Source organism: Rhodococcus sp. IEGM 1307, assembly GCF_030056915.1.
Classification (GTDB): Bacteria; Actinomycetota; Actinomycetes; order Mycobacteriales; family Mycobacteriaceae; genus Rhodococcus_F; species Rhodococcus_F opacus_D.
In genome coordinates this window covers 1-20,504 of the sequence record NZ_JASHKW010000033.1, presented here as the reverse complement: position 1 = coordinate 20,504, position 20,504 = coordinate 1, and the positions used below count along the sequence as shown (strand labels likewise).

19 protein-coding genes are annotated in these 20,504 nt (G+C 68.6%); 4 read left to right on the top strand and 15 right to left on the bottom strand.

Translation table 11 applies throughout. The annotated features are described in order from the left end of the window. Positions 1 to 50: 50 nt before the first annotated feature. A complete protein-coding gene (locus QM841_RS39785) occupies positions 51 to 875 on the top strand; it encodes an enoyl-CoA hydratase/isomerase family protein (RefSeq protein ID WP_283336298.1) in 825 nt (274 codons plus the stop codon). On the opposite strand, the gene QM841_RS39780 is transcribed toward QM841_RS39785, so the two are convergent. The 6 genes from QM841_RS39780 to QM841_RS39755 form a co-directional block, all read right to left on the bottom strand. Further along, complete coding sequence (locus QM841_RS39780) at positions 844 to 1,503, bottom strand: Dabb family protein (protein ID WP_502943328.1); 660 nt, start codon at positions 1,501 to 1,503, stop codon at positions 844 to 846. The two genes, QM841_RS39785 and QM841_RS39780, sit on opposite strands and share 32 nt — an antisense overlap. After that, positions 1,496 to 1,849, bottom strand: a complete 354-nt coding sequence (locus tag QM841_RS39775; protein ID WP_283336296.1) for a hypothetical protein — start codon at positions 1,847 to 1,849, stop codon at positions 1,496 to 1,498. The genes QM841_RS39780 and QM841_RS39775 overlap by 8 nt, the downstream gene beginning before the upstream one ends. Before the next feature lie 87 nt (positions 1,850 to 1,936). Further along, a complete protein-coding gene (locus tag QM841_RS39770; protein WP_283336295.1) occupies positions 1,937 to 3,586 on the bottom strand; it encodes a class I adenylate-forming enzyme family protein in 1,650 nt (549 codons plus the stop codon). Between the two features lie 17 nt (positions 3,587 to 3,603). Continuing rightward, positions 3,604 to 4,368 (bottom strand): SDR family NAD(P)-dependent oxidoreductase, encoded by a 765-nt coding sequence (locus QM841_RS39765; RefSeq protein ID WP_005261389.1) that lies wholly within the window; start codon positions 4,366 to 4,368, stop codon positions 3,604 to 3,606. Positions 4,369 to 4,402: 34 nt separating this feature from the next. Continuing rightward, positions 4,403 to 5,536 carry a thiolase family protein gene (locus tag QM841_RS39760; RefSeq protein ID WP_283336294.1) on the bottom strand — a complete coding sequence of 378 codons (1,134 nt, stop codon included), beginning with the start codon at positions 5,534 to 5,536 and terminating at the stop codon, positions 4,403 to 4,405. A gap of 84 nt (positions 5,537 to 5,620) precedes the next feature. Next, on the bottom strand, positions 5,621 to 6,949 hold the full coding sequence (locus QM841_RS39755) for an MFS transporter (RefSeq protein WP_005251536.1): 1,329 nt from the start codon (positions 6,947 to 6,949) through the stop codon (positions 5,621 to 5,623). 330 nt (positions 6,950 to 7,279) lie between these two features. Here QM841_RS39755 and QM841_RS39750 point away from each other — a divergent pair, with 330 nt between their 5' ends. Together QM841_RS39750 and QM841_RS39745 are read left to right on the top strand one after the other, a co-directional pair. Then, on the top strand, positions 7,280 to 8,437 hold the full coding sequence (locus QM841_RS39750; RefSeq protein WP_280780387.1) for an acyl-CoA dehydrogenase family protein: 1,158 nt from the start codon (positions 7,280 to 7,282) through the stop codon (positions 8,435 to 8,437). A gap of 49 nt (positions 8,438 to 8,486) precedes the next feature. Then, positions 8,487 to 9,251: a trans-aconitate 2-methyltransferase gene (locus QM841_RS39745; RefSeq protein WP_283336293.1), complete on the top strand. Its 765-nt coding sequence runs from the start codon at positions 8,487 to 8,489 to the stop codon at positions 9,249 to 9,251. Between the two features lie 9 nt (positions 9,252 to 9,260). Here QM841_RS39745 and QM841_RS39740 read toward each other — a convergent pair whose 3' ends face one another. The 6 genes from QM841_RS39740 to QM841_RS39715 form a co-directional block, all read right to left on the bottom strand. Beyond that, positions 9,261 to 10,202 carry a TAXI family TRAP transporter solute-binding subunit gene (locus tag QM841_RS39740; protein ID WP_280780389.1) on the bottom strand — a complete coding sequence of 314 codons (942 nt, stop codon included), beginning with the start codon at positions 10,200 to 10,202 and terminating at the stop codon, positions 9,261 to 9,263. Then, positions 10,199 to 11,614, bottom strand: a complete 1,416-nt coding sequence (locus QM841_RS39735; protein ID WP_283336292.1) for a sensor histidine kinase — start codon at positions 11,612 to 11,614, stop codon at positions 10,199 to 10,201. Before QM841_RS39735 ends, QM841_RS39740 begins: the two co-directional genes overlap by 4 nt. A 1-nt stretch (position 11,615) precedes the next feature. Next, a complete protein-coding gene (locus QM841_RS39730; RefSeq protein ID WP_009474969.1) occupies positions 11,616 to 12,275 on the bottom strand; it encodes a response regulator transcription factor in 660 nt (219 codons plus the stop codon). Positions 12,276 to 12,290: 15 nt separating this feature from the next. Beyond that, the gene (locus QM841_RS39725; RefSeq protein WP_283336290.1) at positions 12,291 to 13,658 is read right to left on the bottom strand and encodes an MFS transporter; all 1,368 of its coding nucleotides are present in this window, start codon (positions 13,656 to 13,658) and stop codon (positions 12,291 to 12,293) included. Between the two features lie 138 nt (positions 13,659 to 13,796). Continuing rightward, on the bottom strand, positions 13,797 to 14,930 hold the full coding sequence (locus tag QM841_RS39720; RefSeq protein ID WP_283336289.1) for a CaiB/BaiF CoA transferase family protein: 1,134 nt from the start codon (positions 14,928 to 14,930) through the stop codon (positions 13,797 to 13,799). Continuing rightward, on the bottom strand, positions 14,927 to 16,099 hold the full coding sequence (locus tag QM841_RS39715) for an acyl-CoA dehydrogenase family protein (RefSeq protein WP_283336288.1): 1,173 nt from the start codon (positions 16,097 to 16,099) through the stop codon (positions 14,927 to 14,929). The genes QM841_RS39720 and QM841_RS39715 overlap by 4 nt, the downstream gene beginning before the upstream one ends. A gap of 146 nt (positions 16,100 to 16,245) precedes the next feature. Between QM841_RS39715 and QM841_RS39710 the strand changes: the two genes are divergently transcribed. Further along, a complete protein-coding gene (locus tag QM841_RS39710; RefSeq protein WP_283336287.1) occupies positions 16,246 to 17,280 on the top strand; it encodes a LacI family DNA-binding transcriptional regulator in 1,035 nt (344 codons plus the stop codon). Here QM841_RS39710 and QM841_RS39705 read toward each other — a convergent pair whose 3' ends face one another. From QM841_RS39705 to QM841_RS39695, 3 genes are all read right to left on the bottom strand, one after another. Further along, positions 17,281 to 18,804 carry an acyl-CoA synthetase gene (locus tag QM841_RS39705; protein WP_283336285.1) on the bottom strand — a complete coding sequence of 508 codons (1,524 nt, stop codon included), beginning with the start codon at positions 18,802 to 18,804 and terminating at the stop codon, positions 17,281 to 17,283. It abuts the gene before it with no gap. Between the two features lie 45 nt (positions 18,805 to 18,849). Continuing rightward, positions 18,850 to 19,458, bottom strand: a complete 609-nt coding sequence (locus QM841_RS39700; protein ID WP_005251516.1) for a hypothetical protein — start codon at positions 19,456 to 19,458, stop codon at positions 18,850 to 18,852. 162 nt (positions 19,459 to 19,620) lie between these two features. Next, complete coding sequence (locus tag QM841_RS39695) at positions 19,621 to 20,403, bottom strand: enoyl-CoA hydratase (protein WP_283336284.1); 783 nt, start codon at positions 20,401 to 20,403, stop codon at positions 19,621 to 19,623. Positions 20,404 to 20,504: the final 101 nt, after the last annotated feature.

Sequence of the window (20,504 nt, the reverse complement as noted above, 5' to 3'; positions counted from 1 at the left end):
TCGACCACTCCGGCGTGCGCCGAGAACCGCGCCGACGTCTGGAGCCGCGTATGAGCATCGAAACCGTCACCTCGACCACAGGCACCGAATCCGCCGAACACGACGTTCTGGTCAGCCGGGACGGCGCGGTCGCGACGATCACCCTGAACCGGCCCGCACGGCGCAACGCCATGACCCTCGACTCGTGGATCGCGCTGCGCGAGGCGCTCGGCGAACTCGCCCTCGACGACGCCATCCGTGTCGTGGTCCTCACCGGCGCAGGCAGCGACTTCTGCACCGGCGCAGACCTCGACAAGCGCACCCCCATGCACCCGCTGAACCGCATGCGCCAGATCAACGCGACGGCGCTGGCGGTCGCCGAGTTCCCCAAGCCGCTGATCGCGAAGGTTCGCGGCTACGCCGTGGGAGCCGGCTGGAACCTGGCGCTGCTGTGCGACCTGCTCATCGCCTCGCGCGACGCGCAGTTCAGCCAGATCTTCGCCAAGCGCGGCCTGTCGGTGGATTTCGGCGGCTCGTGGCTCCTGCCGCGCATGGTGGGACTACACCGCGCGAAACGTCTGGTCATGCTCGCCGAGATGATCGACGCCGAGCAGGCGGATGCGCTGGGACTGGTCAGCGAGCTCGTCGAGCCGAACGAATTGGATGCCACGGTCGCCCGGTTCGCGACCCGTCTCGCGGCAGCGCCGACGGTGGCCCTCATGCAGTCGACGCGCCTGATCGAGAACGGCACGACGTCGTCGCTGCGGGACGCACTCGAGAACGAGGCGCGTTCGCAAGCGGTCAACTTTGCGACTGACGCTCCGGCCGCACTACGCGCATTCATCGAGAAGCGTCCCCCTGCGTTCAGCGGCGAGTGGCAGGTGCAGCAACCGTGATGGTCGGGCCGTCGATCGCACAGAAGCTGTGGCACAGCCGAGTGACGATCCGCGGCCCGCGTTCGGGATCGAACCACCGATCTATGTGCGCCCAGTGATAGGGGTGTGTCATATACGGCCCGAGCAGCCCGTCCAGGTTCGCGTACTCCTGCTCCCAGACGTGGGTCCACCGCGCGGAACCGGCCGATTCCTGCACCCGGCTCAGCTGCGAGGTCCCGATCGTGCGGATGTGGGTCGGCATCGCCCGCATCTCGGATTCGAAGCGCTCCACCACCGCCGGGTCGACCGAATCGTCCACTGAGACAAACAGCGTCCGGTAGACGGTCGGTTCGAAATGACCTGGGGCGGGAGTGGGCACGCCCGTGTAACCGACGCTGTCGATGTGCCGGATCTCGGGGATGCGTAGCTGTGCGATGATGCCTGGTTCGACAGCGCGCCAGTGGGATTCGTCGTCGAAGTGCAGGTGCGCGATCACGTCGCCCCCGTTGATTCCGCCGGGCAGGGTCGGAGTCACGAGAACGCGCCGGGCCGTGGGCGCAGCGATCTCGCGCAGCCTGCCGGCCAACGCCGCACCGGTGGAGGCATCCGCGTCGGCGACGAGGTGAACGAGCTTGGTCACCTTAAACATCGGTCATCGCCTCCACGTCCGCGGGCGAGCAGGAGACGGTGCGTCGCCGAGTGGTGAGGAACTCGTCGGCATCGGCCCACCAGCGAAGCACCTCCGCATCGTGGCGTGCGAGAAGACTCTGCCGCCACCACGCGCGAGCGCCCCGCAGAGTCCAGCTGACGGTCAGGGTGTTCGACTGGTCCTCCAGCCATACCGGCGGCGAGACGAGCACGCGATCGAGCGTCAGGCCACGCGCAATCGCGCCGGGCACATAGCGCTCCAGGTAGTCGGCGAGAAACACGCGAGCCCGCCCGGGCTCGGCCACCATCTCGTCGACGATGTACACGATCGACTCGGCCGATGCCATCGGCGCTCCCTTCTTCCCCCCACCAGGACGGTAGGGGGAAGTAGGAAGCGCTCCACAGGGTTGCTTCCACCCAGCGGGAGAAAAACGCTAGGTCGTCGCGGCGGCGAGTTGCTCACGCAGCTTCGTCTTGAGGATCTTCCCGGCCGCCGACGTCGGCAGCTGCTCGACCACCACGACGTCGCGTACCTTCTTGTACGGCAGCACCCGCTCGGCGACGAACGCGGACACCGCATCCGGATCGATCGTCACGTCCGGCATCGGCACCACGAACGCCACCGGCTCCTGGCCGACACTGCCGGCCTCCCTGCCGACGACGGCAGCCGAGGACACGTCCGGATGCGAGACCAGAATCTCCTCGAGCTCACGCGGATACACGTTGTAGCCCTTGTAGATCAGCATGTCCTTGGTGCGGTCGCAGATGAACAGGTACCCGTCCTCGTCCAGGTAGGCGATGTCGCCGGTGTCGAGCCAGCCGTCGACGTACTGCTGCGCCGTGGTCTCCGGATGGTTCAGGTAGCCGTCCGTGACCTGCGGGCCGCGGACCCACAACTTGCCGCGGGTGCCGGCCTCCAGCACGGCGCCGGAGTCGTCCTGGGCACGGATCTGCACCTCCGTGTCGAACACCGGCAGCCCTACGCTGCCGAGCTTGTACGCGACAGAGCCGGTCAACGGTGCGGAGGCGACCAGGCAGGTGCCCTCCGTCAGCCCGTACCCCTCGACCACGCTCGCCGACGGGAACGCCCGGACCAGCGCCTCGAGCGTCACATGATCGATCGGCGCCGCACCCGACGACACGACCCGCACCGAGTCGGTGTCTCGAACGACGGCGTCGGGGTGGGTGGCGACGGCATGCCACATCGCCGGACTGCCGGTGATGTACGTGGCGCGGTGCGTCTCGATCAACTCCAGCATGCGGCCCGGCTCGAACCGCCCGGCGAACACCTGGGTCGCCCCGGACAGCAGGAGGAACGACATGTTGATCAGCGCGTGCGCGTGGAACAGCGGCGACACGACGACGGTCGCGCCCGCGCCGGGCACCACACCGCGGTCCCCGAGACTTTCGACGGGTCGCAGTTCGATCCCGCCGTCGGCGGTGGCGCGCACCTCGTGACCCGCGCGCCAGGCGATCATCTGGGTCACGTTGGCGAGAACGTTGCGGTGCAGCACCCGCACACCTTTGGACAACCCGGTGGTGCCGCCCGTGTAGGCGAGGTGGGCGACGTCGTCCCCGGACACCTTCGGGGTGAACGGTGCGGTGGCGTACCCGCGGACGAACTCCTCGAACCCGAACTGACCGCGACCGACGCCCGCGGGGAGGCCGGCCACGACGATGGTGCGGACGGTGGTGCCGCTCGCCGCCTCGGTGAGCGTGTCCAGTTGTGCCGGCTGGGTGACGGCGGCGACCGCCGCCGTGTCGACGATCTGCGAGCGCAGGCCGGGGCCGGGTTGCAGCGGGTTGACCAGGGTGACGGTCGCGCCGGCCCGCAGTGCGCCGTAGTAGGCCACGACGAATTCGATGCAGTTGCCGAGGTGCAGGAGCACCACGTCGCGTTCGGTCACCCCCGCGTCCCGCAGGGCGGCGGCGAACGCGCCCGACCGCTGGTCGAGCTCGCGGTAGGTGCACACCGTGTCGCCGTCGACCACTGCGGCCTTGTCTCCGTACAGGTCCGCCATGGCGGACGGAAACGCCGCCAACGTCAGGTCGGGGTAATGCAGTACCGGTGCAGCAGAATTCACGTTCGGTCCCTTACTCGTCAGCGAGGTGCCATGCGGATGGCACCGTCCAGGCGGATGGTCTCACCGTTGAGGTAGCCGTTCTCGAGGATCTGGCAGGCGAGCTGCCCGAACTCGCTGGGCTTGCCCAGACGCGACGGGCCCGGCACGGACTTCTCCAGCGACGCGCGCACGTCGTCGCGCAGCCGGGCGAGGAGCGGGGTGTCCATGATTCCCGGCGCGATGGTGCACACCCGGATGTTGCGGCTGGCGAGGTCACGGGCTGCGGTGACCGTCATGCCCACGATGCCGGCCTTCGATGCGGTGTAGTTGATCTGGCCGATCTGACCCTCGAAGGCGGCGACGGACGCCGTTAGCACAACCGCGCCGCGCTCGCCGTCGATCTCCTCCTGCCGCGCGATCCGTTCCGCGCCGAGGCGCAGGGCGTTGAACGAACCCACGAGGTTGAGCCGGATCACGAACTCGAAGTCCTCGACGGAGCCTGCCTTGCCGTCGGAGTCGAGGATGCGCATCCGGCGTCCCGCCCCGGCGCAGTGCACGATGCCGCGCAGGCCACCACGATCGTCGGCGACGTCGAGTGCGGCCGCGAACTGCTCGGAATCGGTGACGTCGGCGGGAGCGAACTGGGCGGCGCTGCCCAGTTCCTTCGCCGCCGCCTCCCCGTCGGAGTTCGGGAGGTCGATGAGCGTGACCTGAGCGCCTGCGTCGACGAGGCGGCGTGCCGTCGCGAGTCCGAGACCGGACGCGCCGCCGGTGACCGCGGTCGAGATTCCCTTGAGTTCCATCGTGCGGGTGTTCCCTTCGAAAAGTGTTGTCGGATCAGAGAAGTTCGAGGATGGTGGCGTTGGCGAGGCCGCCCGCCTCACACATGGTCTGCAGTCCGTACCGGATGCCGTTGTCCCGCATGTGGTGGACGAGTCGGGTCATGAGGATCGCGCCGGAACCGCCGAGCGGGTGACCGACGGCGATGGCGCCACCGAGCGGGTTCAGCCGGTCCGTCGCGGCGCCGGTCTCCGCCTGCCACGCCAGCGGGACGGGAGCGAAGGCCTCGTTCACCTCGAATGCGCCGATGTCGTCGATCTTCAGTCCGGACCGGGACAGTGCCTTCTCCGTCGCGGCGATGGGTCCGGTCAGCATGATCACCGGGTCGTCGCCGGCAACGGCACAGGTGTGGATGCGGGCCATCGGGGTCAGACCGAGTTGCGCGGCCTTCTCGCTCGTCGTGACGAGCAGCGCACCGGCGCCGTCGGAGATCTGCGAGGAGTTGCCGGCGTGGATCACGCCGTCCTCCTTGAACACGGTCTTCAGCTTGCCGAGAGACTCTAGCGTGCCGCCGCGGCGGATCCCCTCGTCCCCGGCGAGGACGTCGGAGAGCGGTGCGAGTTGCCCGTCGAATGAGCCCCGGTCCGCGGCGTGCGCGGCGAGTTCGTGGGATCGCAGCGCGTATTCGTCGAGCACCTGACGGGAGAGCCCCCACTTCGCGGCCATCATCTCGGCGCCGGTGCCCTGGCTGAACCCGTCGACGCCGTACCGGTCGAGGACGGCCGCCGGGAAGTGCTCGCCGTTCTTGCTGGCGCTGCCCATGGGAACCCGGCTCATGGACTCCACACCACCGGCGACGACGACGTCCTCGTGGCCGGCGATCACGGCGGCGGCGGCGAAGCTCACGGCCTGCTGGCTCGATCCGCACGCCCGGGTGAGCGTGGTGCCCGGGACCGTCTCCGGCCAGCCGGCGGCAAGCACAGCGGTGCGGGCGACGTTGCCTGCCTGCTCCCCCACCTGGCTGACACAGCCCCAGACGACGTCGCCGATCTCCTCCGGGGAGAGACCGGTGCGCGCCACGAGGGCCTCGAGGACGTGCGCCGACAGATTTGCGGGGTGGATTCCGGACAGGGAACCGCCACGCCGCCCGATGGGCGTGCGGACGGCGTCGACGATCACTGCATCGCGCATGGTGTGTTCCTTCGATCTGAGGGGGTCACTCGAATCAATCACGGGCGATGTCGTCGGCACAACGACTTTCGGCCGATCAGAGGGTTAGTTCGTGCCTATGTCCGCAGCGTCACCCCGGACGAGTTTCTTGTCGCGCTCGGGGTTCGCGAAGACCAGCGCGCCGACGGCGCAGACGGCGGCGACAAGTCCGAGCGACTGGAACGCGGTGGCGTAGCCCTCGGCGGGCGAGGCAGCCGCGTCGACGATCAGACCCGTCGCGTAGGGGGCGACGAGGCCGCCGATCGCCATGACGGCGAGGAAGACGCCCAGGGTGCCCGCGGTCTGACGGGGCGGGCAGATCTCCGAGATCGCCGCGTTGAGCAGCGGGAACACCGACGCGGCGAAGCCGTAGCCGACGGAGACGACGAGGACGGCGACGGCGGGTGCGGTGATGGACGGGAGTGCCAGCAGGATCGCTCCGCAGATCAGCACCCCGACTGCGGGGACGATGACGCGGACGACGCGGGACGTCGAACCGCGTGCGAGCAGACGGTCGCCGATCACGGACGAGAGCAGCATCAGGATCAGCCCGGCGATACTCGGGAACGCGAACATGGAGCCGGCCTGGAGGCGGCTGTATCCGAGGCCCACCTCGAAGTACGAGGGCAGCCACGTCAGAACCACGGCGACCAGCGCGTACACGCTCATGACGAGAAGCGCGCCGCTGATGAACGTCCGGGTCCGGAAGATGCGACCCCACGGCACCGCCGGTTCGCCCGCGTCACCGGAGGCCGCGGAATCGGCGCCCTTGCCGCTGCGAATGTACGGGCCCTCGCTCCAGACGGTCAGCCACACGACGCACCACAGGACCCCGATGACCGCCAGCGCGACCAGCGCGTAGCGCCACCCGAACGTGACGGTCACGAATGCGAGAGCAGGCGCGACGGCGATCTTGGCGATGGACGCGGCACCGGCGAGCAGAGCGCTCGGCAGTCCGCGCTTGGCGGGTGCATGCCACGAGTACGCCGCCGTGTGGAGCAGCGCGGAACTCGGCCCCTCCGCGAGCCCGAGCAGCAGGCGGCTGACCAGCAGCACCGCGAAAGACGCGACGACCACGAGCGGGAGTATCGCGACGGACCAGGCGATCGCGAGCAGCAGCAGCGCCCACCGTAGCGACATCCAGCGATTCAGCGCGCCGGCGAAGAATCCGCCGACGGTGAAGGTCAGGAAGAAGAGGCTCCCCACCAGCCCGATCTGCGAGGCACTCAGTCCCAGCTCGTGGGCGAGGGGTTGGGCGATGATGCCGAGGACGGCCTTGTCGGCGTAGTTGACGACGTAGAGCAGCACGAGGAGCCCGGTCAGGCCCCAAGCGCGGCTGCGGGACTCGGAACCGATGGCGACGGTCCGGTCGAGGATGGCAGTGGAGCGGGTCACGTGGTGATCCCTTCGGAAGCGGGGTGGCGTGGGTCACAGTGTCACGGTTCATTCAACGTACCGGGGTGCCCGTGATCAATACGCACTCGGCGAAGGCACCGGCTACGTCTGCCTATGTGTCGGCAGAGTCGAGGAGCCACGCGTGCATTGGACTGCGCTATCCGACCGATAGCCGAACGCCCCTAGCCGGACCCCCGCGGATCGGGCATTCTCATCCCAAGAGCCGCCTCGCCCAGACTTTCGATCCGACGAACACTCCGAGGTACGGAAGATAATCATCGGCAAGGTCGTACTACGCAGTTACGCACTGTAATTCGAAGGAGAAAGCCCGTGCAGCGTACGGTGTTCAACGAAGATCACGACGCGTTCCGGAAGACGATCCGCGACTTCATCGCCAAGGAAGTCGCCCCCGTCCACCACGAGTGGGAGGGCGAAGGGCATCCCCCGCGCGACTTCTACCGTCGTCTCGGGGAGCTCGGGGTACTCGGCATCCAGGTGCCGGAGGAGTTCGGCGGCGGCGGTGAGAAGAGTTTCAAGTTCGCGGCGGTGGTCGGCGAGGAGACGGCGGCCGCCGGAGTCACGTTCGGCAGCTACTCGGTGCACACCAACCTGATCCTGCCGTACCTGCTCGAGTACGCGAACGACGAGCAGAAGCAGCGGTGGCTCCCCGGATTCGCGTCCGGCGACATCATGTTCGCCATCGCGATGACCGAGCCGGGAACCGGTTCGGACCTCGCGAACATCGCGACGTCGGCCAAGCTGTCCGACGACGGGTCGCACTACGTCCTGAACGGCGCGAAGACGTTCATCACCGGTGGCGCGCTCGCCGACCGGATCCTCGTGGTGTGCCGCACCGCGCCCAGCACCCCCGAGGACCGCCGGGCCGGTCTCACCATCCTCGTCGTCGACACCACGTCCGAGGGTTTCGCGGTGGGTCGCAAGATCGAGAAGATCGGCCTGAAGGCCTCGGACACCGCCGAACTGTCCTTCACCGACGTCAAGGTGCCCGTGGCGGACCGACTCGGCGACGAAGGTGCCGGTTTCAGCTACCTCACCCACAACCTCGCCCAGGAACGCCTCTCCATCGCGCTCGGCGGGTCGGCGACCGCGGCCGCGGCGTTGCAGCACGCGATCGCGTACGTGAAGGAGCGCAAGGTGTTCGGCAAGCCCGTCGCGGCGTTCCAGAACACCAAGTTCGTGCTCGCCGAGTGCGCCACCGAGGTCGAGGCGATCCAGCTGATGGCCGACCGGGCGCTCGAACTGCACGACGCCGGCGAACTCACGGTGGCGGATGCCGCGAAGGCGAAGCTGTTCTGCACCGAGGCCGCGGGCCGGGTCATCGACAAGTGCCTGCAATTGCACGGCGGATACGGCTACATCCTCGAGTACCCCATCGCGCGCCTGTACGCGGACACCCGCGTCTCCCGCATCTACGGCGGCACGAGCGAGGTCATGAAGACGATCATCGCGAAGGATCTCGGCCTCTGACCCCACACGCCAACAGTATGGGCGTACTGTTTCAGGCGAGGAGGACTATATGTGGGATCCGAACAAGTACCTCGCCTTCGCGGACCATCGCGGGCGCCCGTTCTACGAGTTGCTGTCGCGAGTCGACGCGCGGTCACCGCGCCGCGTCGTCGACCTCGGCTGCGGCCCGGGAAACCTGACCGTCAGCCTGGCCGAACGTTGGCCGGACGCCGTCCTCGAGGCCTCCGACAGCTCACCCGAGATGGTCGAGGCCGCGCGTGAACGCGGCCTCGACGCCGGCAGGCAGGACGTGCGCGACTGGACGCCGAAGCCCGACACGGACGTCGTCGTCTCCAACGCCGCCCTGCAGTGGGTGCCCGAACACCGGGAGTTGTTGCGTCGCTGGCCGGCTCAGCTGCCGTCGGGGGCGTGGATCGCAGTGCAGGTTCCCGGCAACTTCGACGCGCCCTCGCACGCAGTCGTCCGGGACCTCGCTTCGAGCGACCGATGGTCCCGGTTGCTGCCGGACGCGCCGTTCCGGGAAAGCAAGGTCGTCGACGATCCCACCGACTACGCCGGTCTACTCGCCGACGCCGGGTGCGCCGTCGATGCCTGGGAGACCACGTACGTGCAGCAGCTGACCGGGGAGAACCCGGTTCTGGAGTGGATCACCGGCACCGCGCTCCGCCCGGTCAAGGACGCCCTCTCGACACCGGAGTGGGACCGGTTCCGCGAAGAACTCGTCCCGCTCCTCGACGAGGCGTACCCCCGGCGACCGGACGGCAGCACGTTCTTCCCGTTCCGGCGCATCTTCGTCGTCGCCCAGGTGCAGTGATAGACCGGCTCAGCCGTGGTGTCTGCGGTACGCCGCGGCCGCGCCGGGGTGCAGTGGAACCCCCGCGGTGACGATCAGCGACTGCCGGTCCAGGAACTGGCTGCCGGTCGCCTGATCCGGCACCAGTTCCGCCGCGTGGTCGATGAGCACCTCGACGATGGCGCCGGCGGCGCTGTCCGAGACGGCCGGGTCGGCGAGCAGCAGGTTCGCGAGACCGATCGTCGCGACCGACGCCTGCTGTCCGTACGTTCCGGGCGGAATCAGCACCGGCTCGTAGCGCGGGCCGAACTGCTCCCGCAGCAATTCCAGTTCGGCAGACAGGTCGAGTAGACGCAGCGGGATCCCGAGATTCGCGAACGACGGCGTGGGCACTCCGCCGGCCCACAGAACCGCGTCGACGGTGCCGTCACGCAGGGCCTGCCCCGCGTCGGTCATCGACAGGTGCAGACGCGTCACGTCTCCCGGACCCGCCAGACCGAGCACCTCGAGGATCCGTTCGCCCGTCAGTTCCGCGCCGGAGCCTGTGGCACCCAGGCTGATTCGGGTACCTCTCAGTTGCGAGGTGTCCGAGATCCCGGAATCGGCGCGCACCGCGAGTTGCATGTAGTTCTCGTACACCTTGCCGATGGCGGTGAACCCGGCGCCGGCCTCGAGAGCCGCCACGGCGGCGTCGGCGAGGCTCAGGGCGAGTTCCGCGTCTCCGGATGCCAGCGCCGCCAGATTGTCCATCGACCCCGCGGTGCGGACCGGGACGATGCTCACCGGCAGTGCGGCACGCTCCGCGGCCTGGGCCGTCAATTGGGCGAACTCCCAGAAGAATCCGCCCTCCTCTCCGGCGGCGAGTCGCAGCGGATCGCGGTCGCTGTCCGAGCACGCGGCGAGCAGCGAACCGGTGGCCGCGGTCGCTCCGGCGGCGACGACGCCGCGTAGAAGTGCACGTCGGGTGATCACGGCGCCACCGCCGGCAGTGTCAGCGTCACCCGGAGTCCGTGTGGCTGCTCCGCGGCGATCGTCAGCGCCCCACCGCCGCCCTCGACGAGCGCGGTCGCGATGGACAACCCGAGCCCGGTGCCCTGCTGCGCCGCGCCGGACCCGCGGAAGAAGCGTGACGACAGTTTGCCGATCTCGTCCTCGCTCACCCCGGCCCCGTCGTCGCTCACCCGGATCTCGATTCCCGCGGCCGACCGTCCCGTGTCGATCCGGACCGTCGAACCTCGACCGGCGTACGCGTGCGCGTTGCTGAGCAGGACGTCCAGGACCTGCGCCAGGTGACTCGACCGGAAGTCGGCGACCAGCGGTTCGGCCGGTTCCCGGAGCACGAGGTCCATCCCCGACTCCGCGAGGGCCTCCGTCCAGGCGTCGGCACGGTCCGCGAGGACGGCACCGACGTCGCATCCGCCGTGCGCGGTCTCGTCGTCGGCGGAGTCCGTGGGCGATTCGGCGACGGCCAGCGCCAGCAGTCCGTCGAGGATCCCGCCGAGCCGATCGACCTCCATCCCCGTGCGACGGTACGTCTCGGCCCCGGCCTCGGCGACGTGCGGGCCGAGGGAATCCAACCGGATGTGCAGGGCCGCGAGGGGGTTTCGGAGCTGATGGGCGGTGTCGGCGATCAGCTGCCGCTGCGCCTGACCGGACGCCTGGACGGCGCCCGACATGGTGTCGAACGCCTTCGCGAGTTCCTGAACCTCGGGTGGCCCGGTGTAGCTGCCGGACGGCTGCCCCGTGCTGCGCCGCGCCCGCGGACGCGGCGACGGGACGGCGTCGGTGAGGGCGCCGACCCTGGCGGTGAGCGCCCCGAGCGGACGAACGGTCCACCGGGACAGCGCGATCGCGACCGCGGTGACCGCCGCCAGCGCGACGAGCGCCCCTGCGACGATCACCACCCACGACGTCCGGATGGACTCCCGTGCGGCGCGGGTGGACACGTCCAGGACGACGGCACCGTCCACCTGCGCGCCCGTTCCGACGGGCACGGCCGACAGGACACGGTCCGCCGACCACGGTGTCAGCGAACCGCTGATCCCCTGCTTCTGGTTGCGCAGTCCCGCCGTGACCGCCGCGGCGACGTCGGCGTCGTCCGGCGACAGTCCGGCGCCCGCGCGGAGGTTGCCTCGCGCGTCGACGATGAGGACGCCCTCGCCGTACAACTCGTGGTAGCGGGCCACCTCCTCCCGCAGCAGCGTGGTACTTCCGGGGGCCTGGGTCTGTCCGGCGAGGCTGGCGAAATGCGTCGCGTCCGCCTCCCTACTCAGCCGCAGGGCCTGGGTTCTCCCGGCGCTGGTGGCCAGCGCCAGCGGGACGGCGAATGCCACCACCGCGACGGCCGCGAACACCAGCAGGACGGCGAGCACACGGCGGCGCACGTCAGGTGCCCCAGCGGTAGCCGTACCCGCGGATGGTCGAGATGAGCCCCGGCCGGCCCAGTTTCGCGCGCAACCCGGTCATGTGCACGTCGAGGGTGCGTGAGATGGCCACGTACGCGTCGCCCCACACCGCATCCATCAGTTGCTGACGACTCACGGCGGCGCCGGGACGGGTGACCAGCACCTCGAGAAGCTCGAACTCCTTGGCCGTCAACGCGACCGGAGCGCCGCCGACCTCGACCTCGCGTGCCGCCAGATCGACCACCACATCACCCTCGGTGACCGTCTGCGCGGCCGAGGCCGCGGTCGCGCGGCGACGCTGGGTCACGACGTCGAGCCGCGCGAGCAATTCCGCGAGCCGCGCCGGCTTGACGAGGTAGTCGTCCGCCCCGCCCCGCAGTCCCCGCACCACCGACCGTTCGTCGTCGCGGGCGGTGAGGATCACCACCGGAACGTCGCTGACGGCCCGCAGCTGCCGGAGCACCTGCAGGCCGTCCGCGTCGGGGAGACCGAGATCGAGTATCACCGCGTCCATACCGCGATGGCCGAGAAGGAGATCGGAGCCGCGCCGCATGCGCACCGCCTCGTGGCCGTGGGTGGCCAGTGCTTCCACGAGTGCGTCGCCGACTCCGTCGTCGTCCTCGACCACCGCGATCTGCACTTCTCTTCCCTTCGATCAGCTCCGCGAGTCGACCAGCTCGACGTCGTCGTCCGGGGTGTCCTCCCGGCTGGTCGTCCGGTCGAGCGGCGAACCGTCCGAAGTCTCACGCATGAAGAAGTAGACGACGAGCGAGATCGCGATGCACCCGGTCACGTAGTAGAAGAATAGCGATTCGTGGCCGGCCCGCTTCAGGGCGAGGGCGACGGTCTCGACCGTTCCGCCGAAGATCGCCAGCGTGAGCGCGTACGGCAGCCCGACCCCGAGCGCGCGAACCTTCGTCGGGAACAGCTCGGTCTTCACGATCGCGTTCACCGACGTGTATCCGGTGACGACGATCAGTCCCAGCATCATCAGGCCGAACGCGACCAGGGGGTTCGTCGTGGTCCCGAGCACCGTCATCAGGGGCACGGTGAGCACGGTTCCGCCGATCCCGAAGAAGATGAGCAACTTCCGGCGACCGATGCGGTCGGACAGTGCGCCGCCGATCGGCTGCAACACGATGAACACCAGCAGGGCCGCGAAGTTGATCCACGCCACCGTGTCCTTGGAGATGCCGGACGTGTTGATCATGTACTTCTGCATGTACGTGGTGTACGTGTAGAACGCCACGCAACCACCGAGTGTCAGGGCGCACACCAGCAGGCACTCGCGGGGGTACTGCAGCAGCATCCGAAGCGAACCTTCCTTCGGCCCACCGTCCGAGGAGTCTGCGTCACGCTTCGCCTCCACCTCGTCGGTGAACGCCTCCGACTCGTCCATCGTGCGACGGAGCCACATCACCGCGACGGCACCGGCGGCGCCGATCAGGAACGGGATTCGCCAGCCCCACGACTGCATGGCCTCCGCAGGCAGCGTCAGCTGCAGGATGATCTGCACACCCAGTGCGATCAGCTGCCCGGCGACGAGCGTGACGTACTGGAAGCTCGAGTAGAACCCGCGCCTGCCGGGCGACGCGACCTCGGCCAGGTACGTGGCGCTGGTGGCGTACTCGCCACCGACCGACAGTCCCTGCAGCATCCGGGCGATCACCAGAAGGACCGGTGCCACGAGCCCGATGCTCGCGTAGGACGGCGTGACGGCGATGACGAGCGAACCCGCCGCCATCACGGTCACCGACAGGGTGAGCGCCGAGCGGCGTCCGTGCCGGTCGGCGTACCGTCCCATGATCCAGCCGCCGATCGGCCGCATCAGGAATCCGACCGCGAAAACGGCTGCCGTGGAAAGCAGCTGCGCGGTGGTGTCGCCTTCCGGGAAGAACTCCTTCGCGAAGTACACACTGAACGCCGCGTAGACGTACCAGTCGTACCATTCGATCAGGTTGCCGACCGAACCTTTCAAAACATTGCCGATGACTCGGCGCTCACCCGTCGATGTGGTGCTCACGCGGGACTCCTCTCGATGCTCTGGATCTCTGCGTTCACACCACAGTGGGTCACGTCACATCGATACGGAAGGGCCGCGGAGCCTTCCTAACACTCCCTTAGGGAAGAGCCCCCGTGAGTACTTGTTAACCGCGGGCGGTTAACAAGTACTCACGGCTGGGGTGTCCTCGCCGAGCCGCGGCGGCGCGCTGCGGTAGCTCGCCGGGGTGGCGCTGAGCCGGATCGGGTTCGCCACCTGACGTACGGGCCGGTCCCTGCGGGGGTCGTCGATCTCGACCACCGGATTCAGCCCGAGCCGCTCGGCGAGCGCCACTGCGTCGGCGATGTCGTTGAGCGGGCCGCACGGGACACCCTGCGCCGTCAGCTTCTCGAACCACTCGTCCGCCGAGCCCGCGGACAGCGCCGCGGTGATGTCCCGGACCAGTTGCTCGCGGTGCGCCACCCGTTGCGTGTTGGTCGCGTACCGTTCGTCGTCGGCGAGTTCGGGCACACCGAGAACCTCGACGAGAGAGGCGAACTGACGGTTGTTCCCCACCGCCAGCACCAGCGGACGGTCGCCGGTCCGGAAGACCTCGTACGGCGCGATGCTGGGGTGCCGGTTGCCCATCGCCTGCGGGACGACACCGGCGCCCACATACCCCGACGTCTGGTTCGCGAGGGCGGACAGCAGCGACGACAGCAGGTTCACCTCGACCCGCTGCCCCTCCCCGGTGCGATCGCGGTGGCGCAGCGCCGCCAGGATCCCGACCGCGGCGTGCAGTCCGGTGATGATGTCGACGACGGCCACCCCGACCTTCGTCGGAACGCCAGGTTCGGGACCGGTGATGCTCATCAACCCGCCGACGGCCTGGATGAGCAGGTCGTACCCGGGCAGGTTGTTCTCGCCGCCGAACCCGGTGACGGAGCAGTAGACCACGTCGGGATTGATCTCCCGCACGGCGTCGTAGCCGAGCCCGAGCCGGTCCATCGTGCCGGGAAGGAAGTTCTCCACCACCACGTCGGCCCGGGCGGCCAGTTCCCGCGCCTGCTGCAGGTCGGCGGGGTCGCGCAGATCCCAGGCGAAGGACCGCTTGTTGCGGTTGACGGACTGGAAGTAGGTGGATTCGTCGCCCACCCACGGCGGCCCCCACTGCCGGGTGTCGTCCCCGACGCCTGCGCGCTCGATCTTGACGACGTCGGCACCGAGGTCGGCGAGCAGCATCGTGGCGTACGGCCCGGCGAGCACCCGCCCGAAGTCGGCGATCAGCAGGCCATCCAGGGATGCACTTCTCACCGGAACGCTGCCTCGCCCGTCAGCGCCTTGCCGATCACGAGCTGGTGGACCTCGGACGTTCCTTCGTAGGTGAGCACGGACTCGAGGTTGTTGGCGTGGCGGATCGCGGGGTATTCCAGCGTGATTCCGTTGGCGCCGAGGATGGTGCGGCACTCGCGGGCGATGGCGATGGCCTCGCGGACGTTGTTCAGCTTGCCCGTGCTGACCTGCTCGGGACGTGCCACGCCGCGATCCTTGAGACGTCCGAGGTGGTACGCCAGCAGGTGGCCCTTGCCGACCTCGAGGGCCATGTCGGCGATCTTGACCTGCGTGATCTGGTAGGCGGCGAGCGACTTGTCGAAGACCTGACGGTCCTGCGCGTAGGAGATGGCCGATTCGAGGCAGTCGCGGGCGGCGCCCATCGCACCGAAGATGATGCCGAACCGGGCCTCGTTGAGGCAGCCGAGCGGACCGGACAGTCCCTTGGCCTCCGGCAGCATCGCGGATTCGGGCAGCCGGACGTCCTCGAGCACGAGCTCCGAGGTGACGGACGCCCGCAGCGACATCTTGTGCTTGATCTCGGGCGCCGAGAAGCCGGGGGTGTCGGTGGGCACGACGAATCCGCGGATGCCGTCGTCGGTGCGCGCCCACACGACGGCAACGTCGGCGACGGATCCGTTGGTGATCCACATCTTGGTGCCGTTGAGGATCCAGTCGTCACCGTCCCGCTTGGCGCCCGTGCGCATGCCTGCGGGGTTGGAGCCGAAGTCGGGCTCGGTCAGTCCGAAGCAGCCGATCGCCTTGCCGGCGGCCATCCGGGGCAGCCATTCCTGCTTCTGGTCTTCGCTGCCGTAGTGGTGGATCGCGTACATGGCCAGCGAGCCCTGGACGGACACGAGGCTGCGGATTCCGGAGTCGACGGCCTCGAGTTCGAGGCAAGCCAGGCCGTAGGCGGTGGCGCTCATGCCGGCGCAGCCGTATCCCTCGAGGTGCATGCCGAGCACGCCGAGTTCGCCCAGCCCTTCCGCCAGCTCACGCACCGGCAGTGCCGCTGCTTCGAACCATTCGCCGATGTGGGGCCGGATCTTCTCGTCCGAGAATCGGCGCACGGTGTCGCGGATCGCGATCTCCTCGGTGTCGAGCAGCGAGTCGAGGGCGAACAGCTGGGACAGGGACTGCGAGTCGGACATTGTTCCTCCACGGGGCCGGTGGGGCTGGTGTGCAAACGTTCGCGAGAACGATTGCACGAACGATTTCGTCACGTAGACTAAGGCGCATTCCGGCGGCCGTCAACCACGACACCACCGGCCCCCGTCCCCGAGCGCGAGGATTGCCCGTGAACCAGCCGGACCGCCCGACACGCACCTCCGGGCGTCCGCCTACCCTCCGCGAGATCGCCGAACGCGCCGGCGTCCACGTGTCGACGGCATCCCGGGTGCTCCGCCAGCCCGAACCCGCCGACGGCTGGTCCGAAGCCGCGCTGCGGGTACGAGAGGTGGCGGTGGAACTCGGCTACCAGCCCAACCTGTGGGCGGCGAGCCTGCGGACACGCAAGACCACCACCCTCGGCGTCGTGATGCCGCGACTCACAGACGGCGTGGTCGCGACGATGTTCCAGGGCATCGAGGAGACGGCCACGCAGGCCGGCTACTCGGTGCTGCTGTCGAGCCCGCCGGACGACCTCGACGCCCAGCGCCGCGCCATCGAGTTCCTCGTCAGCAGGCAGGTGGACGGCCTGCTGCTCAGCAGCCTGCACAGTCCCGGCCGCGAATTCGTCGACTCGCTGTCGGTGGGGGCTTTGCCGATGCTGCAGCTCAACCGGCACGCCGACGTCGGTCTGCCGTTCGTGTCCGGCGACGACCACCGGGGCGGCTACCTCGCCGGACGCCATCTCCTCGACCGCGGCTTCACCGAGGTCGCCGTCATCACAGGCCCCGACCATGCGAGCACCTCCCGCGACCGCCTCGCCGGATTCCGCGCCGCACTGGCCGAGAACGGCATCGAACTCCGCCCGGATCGCGTCGTCCGCTCCGACTTCGACGTGTCCGGCGGTGTCGCCGCGGCCACCGTTCTCCTCGAGTCGGATTCGCGTCCCGAGGCGATCTTCACCGTCAGCGACACCATCGCGATCGGCGTCCTCGGCGTCGCCCGCGACCTCGGGCTGCGGATCCCCGACGACCTCGCGCTCGTCGGGTACAACGACATTCCGGTGGTCGCCCAGCTGCCGGTGCCGCTGACGACCGTCCGGTCACCCGCGCGCCTGATCGGCGCAACGGGTGTGCGGCATCTCCTGTCGATCATCGCGGGCAACGACGTGGAATCGGTGAAACTCCCGGTCGAGCTGATCGAGCGGGCATCGACCAGGAAGTAGTCAGAGCGTCGCCCGCAGTTCCCGCTTGAGCAGCTTCCCGCTCTGGTTGCGGGGCAGTTCGTCCACGAACACCACCTGCTTGGGCACCTTGAACGGTGCGATGCGTTCCTTGACGTACGCGATCAACCCGTCCGGTGTCACGCCGGCGGCATCCTCCCGCAACACCACGACCGCGGTGATCGCCTCGATCCACTTGTCGTCCGGCGTCCCGATGACCGCGACCTCGGCCACGTCCGGATGCGTGTAGACCGCATCCTCGACCTCCCGCGACGCCACCAGGATGCCGCCGGTGTTGATGACGTCCTTGATGCGGTCGACGACGGTGATGTACCCCTCCGGGTCCCGCGTCACGAGATCCCCCGAGTGGAACCAGCCGTCGCGGAACGCCTCCGCGGTGGCGTCGGGGTTGTCCCAGTACCCCAGACACAGCTGGGGTGAACGGTAGAGCACCTCACCGGGCGTGCCGTCCGGAACGTCGTTGCCGTCCGGGTCCACCACCCGCGTCTCGACGAAGAACACGGCCTTTCCGCACGACGACGGCCGGTCCTCGTGTTCCCCCGGCTGCAGCACCGTGGCGAGCGGACCGATCTCGGACTGTCCGAAGCAGTTGTAGAAGCCGAGGTCGGGGTAGCGTTCACGCAGCTTGTTCAGCACCGTCACCGGCATGATCGACGCGCCGTACTGCGCCTTCTTCAGCGACGACAGGTCGCGGGTCCCGAGATCCGGATGTCCGGCGAGCGGCACCCACACCGTCGGCGCCAGGAACAGCGAGCCGATGCGATCCGCCTCGATGCGCCGCAGGATCTCCGGAATGTCCGGGGTCTGCATCAGATTCACCGAGGCGCCCACCGACAGGTACGGCATCAGAAAGACGTGCATGCCCGCCGAGTGGTACAGCGGCATGCAGATCAGCGGATTGTCGCCGTCGCTCAGCGCGAGGGCGATCACGGAAGACACATACTCGTGCACGAGCCCGCCGTGAGTCATCATGGCGCCCTTCGGCTTCGACGTCGTCCCGGACGTGTACAGCAACTGCGCCAGATCGGTGGCCGCGACCGGCACCGCGAGCACGGGGACCTCGCCGGAGCCGCTGTGGGCGAGCAGCGAGTCTTCGGCGTCGCGCAGGGGAATCACGTGGCGCAGATCGAGGGCGCCGCGGACCGAGTCGAGCGTGCCCCTCAGCGCCGGATCGACCAGCACGGCGGCGCTCCCGGACTGCGACACCAGATAGGTCAGCTCGTCACCCTCGAGCGCATAGTTGACGGGGACGTGCACGAGACCCGCACGCGCGCAGGCCAGGAACCCGATCGTGTACGCGTCCGAGTTCGTGCCGTACGCGGCCACCCGCTCACCGGCCGACAGTCCGAGCGACTGCAGGTAGGCGGCCGCCCGGCTGACCGCGTCGTCGAGTTCACGGTACGTCCACGTGCGGTCCTCGAACGTCAGTGCCCGGCGGTCGGGGAACTTGGCGGCCGAGCGCCGCAGCACTCCGTCGACGGTATCGGTACGCGCATCCAGACTCATGCACGAAGGTTATAGGACGTCCAAGTACCTTGCCGGAGGTTTCGGCTACCGCCCTGCAGGCACCAGCATCGGCTCGTGCATGTCGTAGTACGACACGTCGCCCATCAACCGCCCCTCTTCCTCGAACAACGACCTCAGGTCGTCCGGGATCTCGACCTTCTCGTGCTCGCGGGCCTCCGATTCCGAGGTGAAGTACACCGCCTCGACATACCCGCCGTCGCCGTACGTGCACAACGTTCCGCCGAGGATCTCCGGGCGCAGCTGATGAACCTGGGGTTCGGCCTGTTCCAGCAGCTCCCGCATCCGGCTCGCGTCGGTGGTGTGCCCCTCCATGACCTGAACGAATGTCGCGTCGTCCGAGCCGCCACCCATCCACTCCATCACGTCCGGGCAGTCCATGAACGACACGGCACCCTCGAAGCACCTCTCGGTCTCTGCCCACCACGCGCCCTGCTCCGGACGCTCGCTGTTACGCCGGGCCGCTTCGGCCGATTCGAACCGCGCGAGTGCGATGAACGTTCCGTCGTCGCACAATCCCTGGGTGCAGCCCAGGAAGCCCGTCGCTCCCGGTCGCACGTCCTCCGTCCAGCGGTCCATGCACCGGCGTAGGCCGGCCTCGTCGGACACCTTTCCTTGAATAACCTGGATGAACATCGATAGTCACCTCCCGCGGGACGGTCGCCCCGCAGTGAGAACGATCTCGGTGACCGACCCGTCGCGGTCCACCGTCAGCGGGCACCGACGGCCCGCGGCCGCAGCCACTGCACACTTGATCCTTCGCCGGTTCGCTGGACCGCGCAATGCAGACAGCGCGCGCTATTTTCCCTGCCACTGCGGTGTGCGCTTCTCGACGAACGCCTGCATGCCCTCCTGGGCGTCGCATGTGATCGCGTTGGTGGCCATCGTCTCCGCCATCGCCGCGTAGGCCTCGCCCTGAGGGAGCTCGATCTGCCGGTAGAACGCCTGCTTGCCGATCTTCACCGTGAGCGGGCTGGCCTTCGTGATCTTCGCGGCGAGAGTCCGGGTCTGCGCGTCGAGTTCCTCGGGTGCCACGACCAGGTTCACCAGCCCCCAGTCCGCGGCGGTCTCCGCCCCGATCGTCTCCCCGGTGAGCAGCATCTGCAGGGCACGCTTACGTCCGATCGCACGACTGAGGGCCACCATCGGGGTGGAGCAGAACAGGCCGATCTTCACCCCCGGCGTCCCGAACACGGCGTTCGACGACGCGACGACCAGGTCGCACGACGCGGCGAGCTGACAGCCCGCCGCGACGGCCGCGCCCTGGACGGACGCGATGACCGGTTGGGGAATGTCCTGCACGGTCTGCATCATCTCGACGCAGGTGTCGAAGATGGCCTGCTCCTCCTCGAGTGTGCGGCCGATCATCTCCTTCAGGTCGTGGCCTGCGGAGAACACCGGTCCTGCAGCCCTGATGACGACGACGCGGGTGGTGTCGTCGTCGCCCAGCTTCCGGAGCGCCGCGGTGACGTCCCGCATGGCCTCGGACGACAGCGGATTGCGCTGTTCGGGGCGGTTCAGGGTGAGGAACGCGACGCCGGTGTCCGGCTCGGCAGTGGTCTCGACGAAGTTCTCGGTCATGACTACTGCCTACCACCTGTGAGTACTTATCAATCGCCCGCGGTTATGTCATGTCTCAGGACTTGGAGGACAGATATGTCTCAGGACTTTGAGGACAGTTT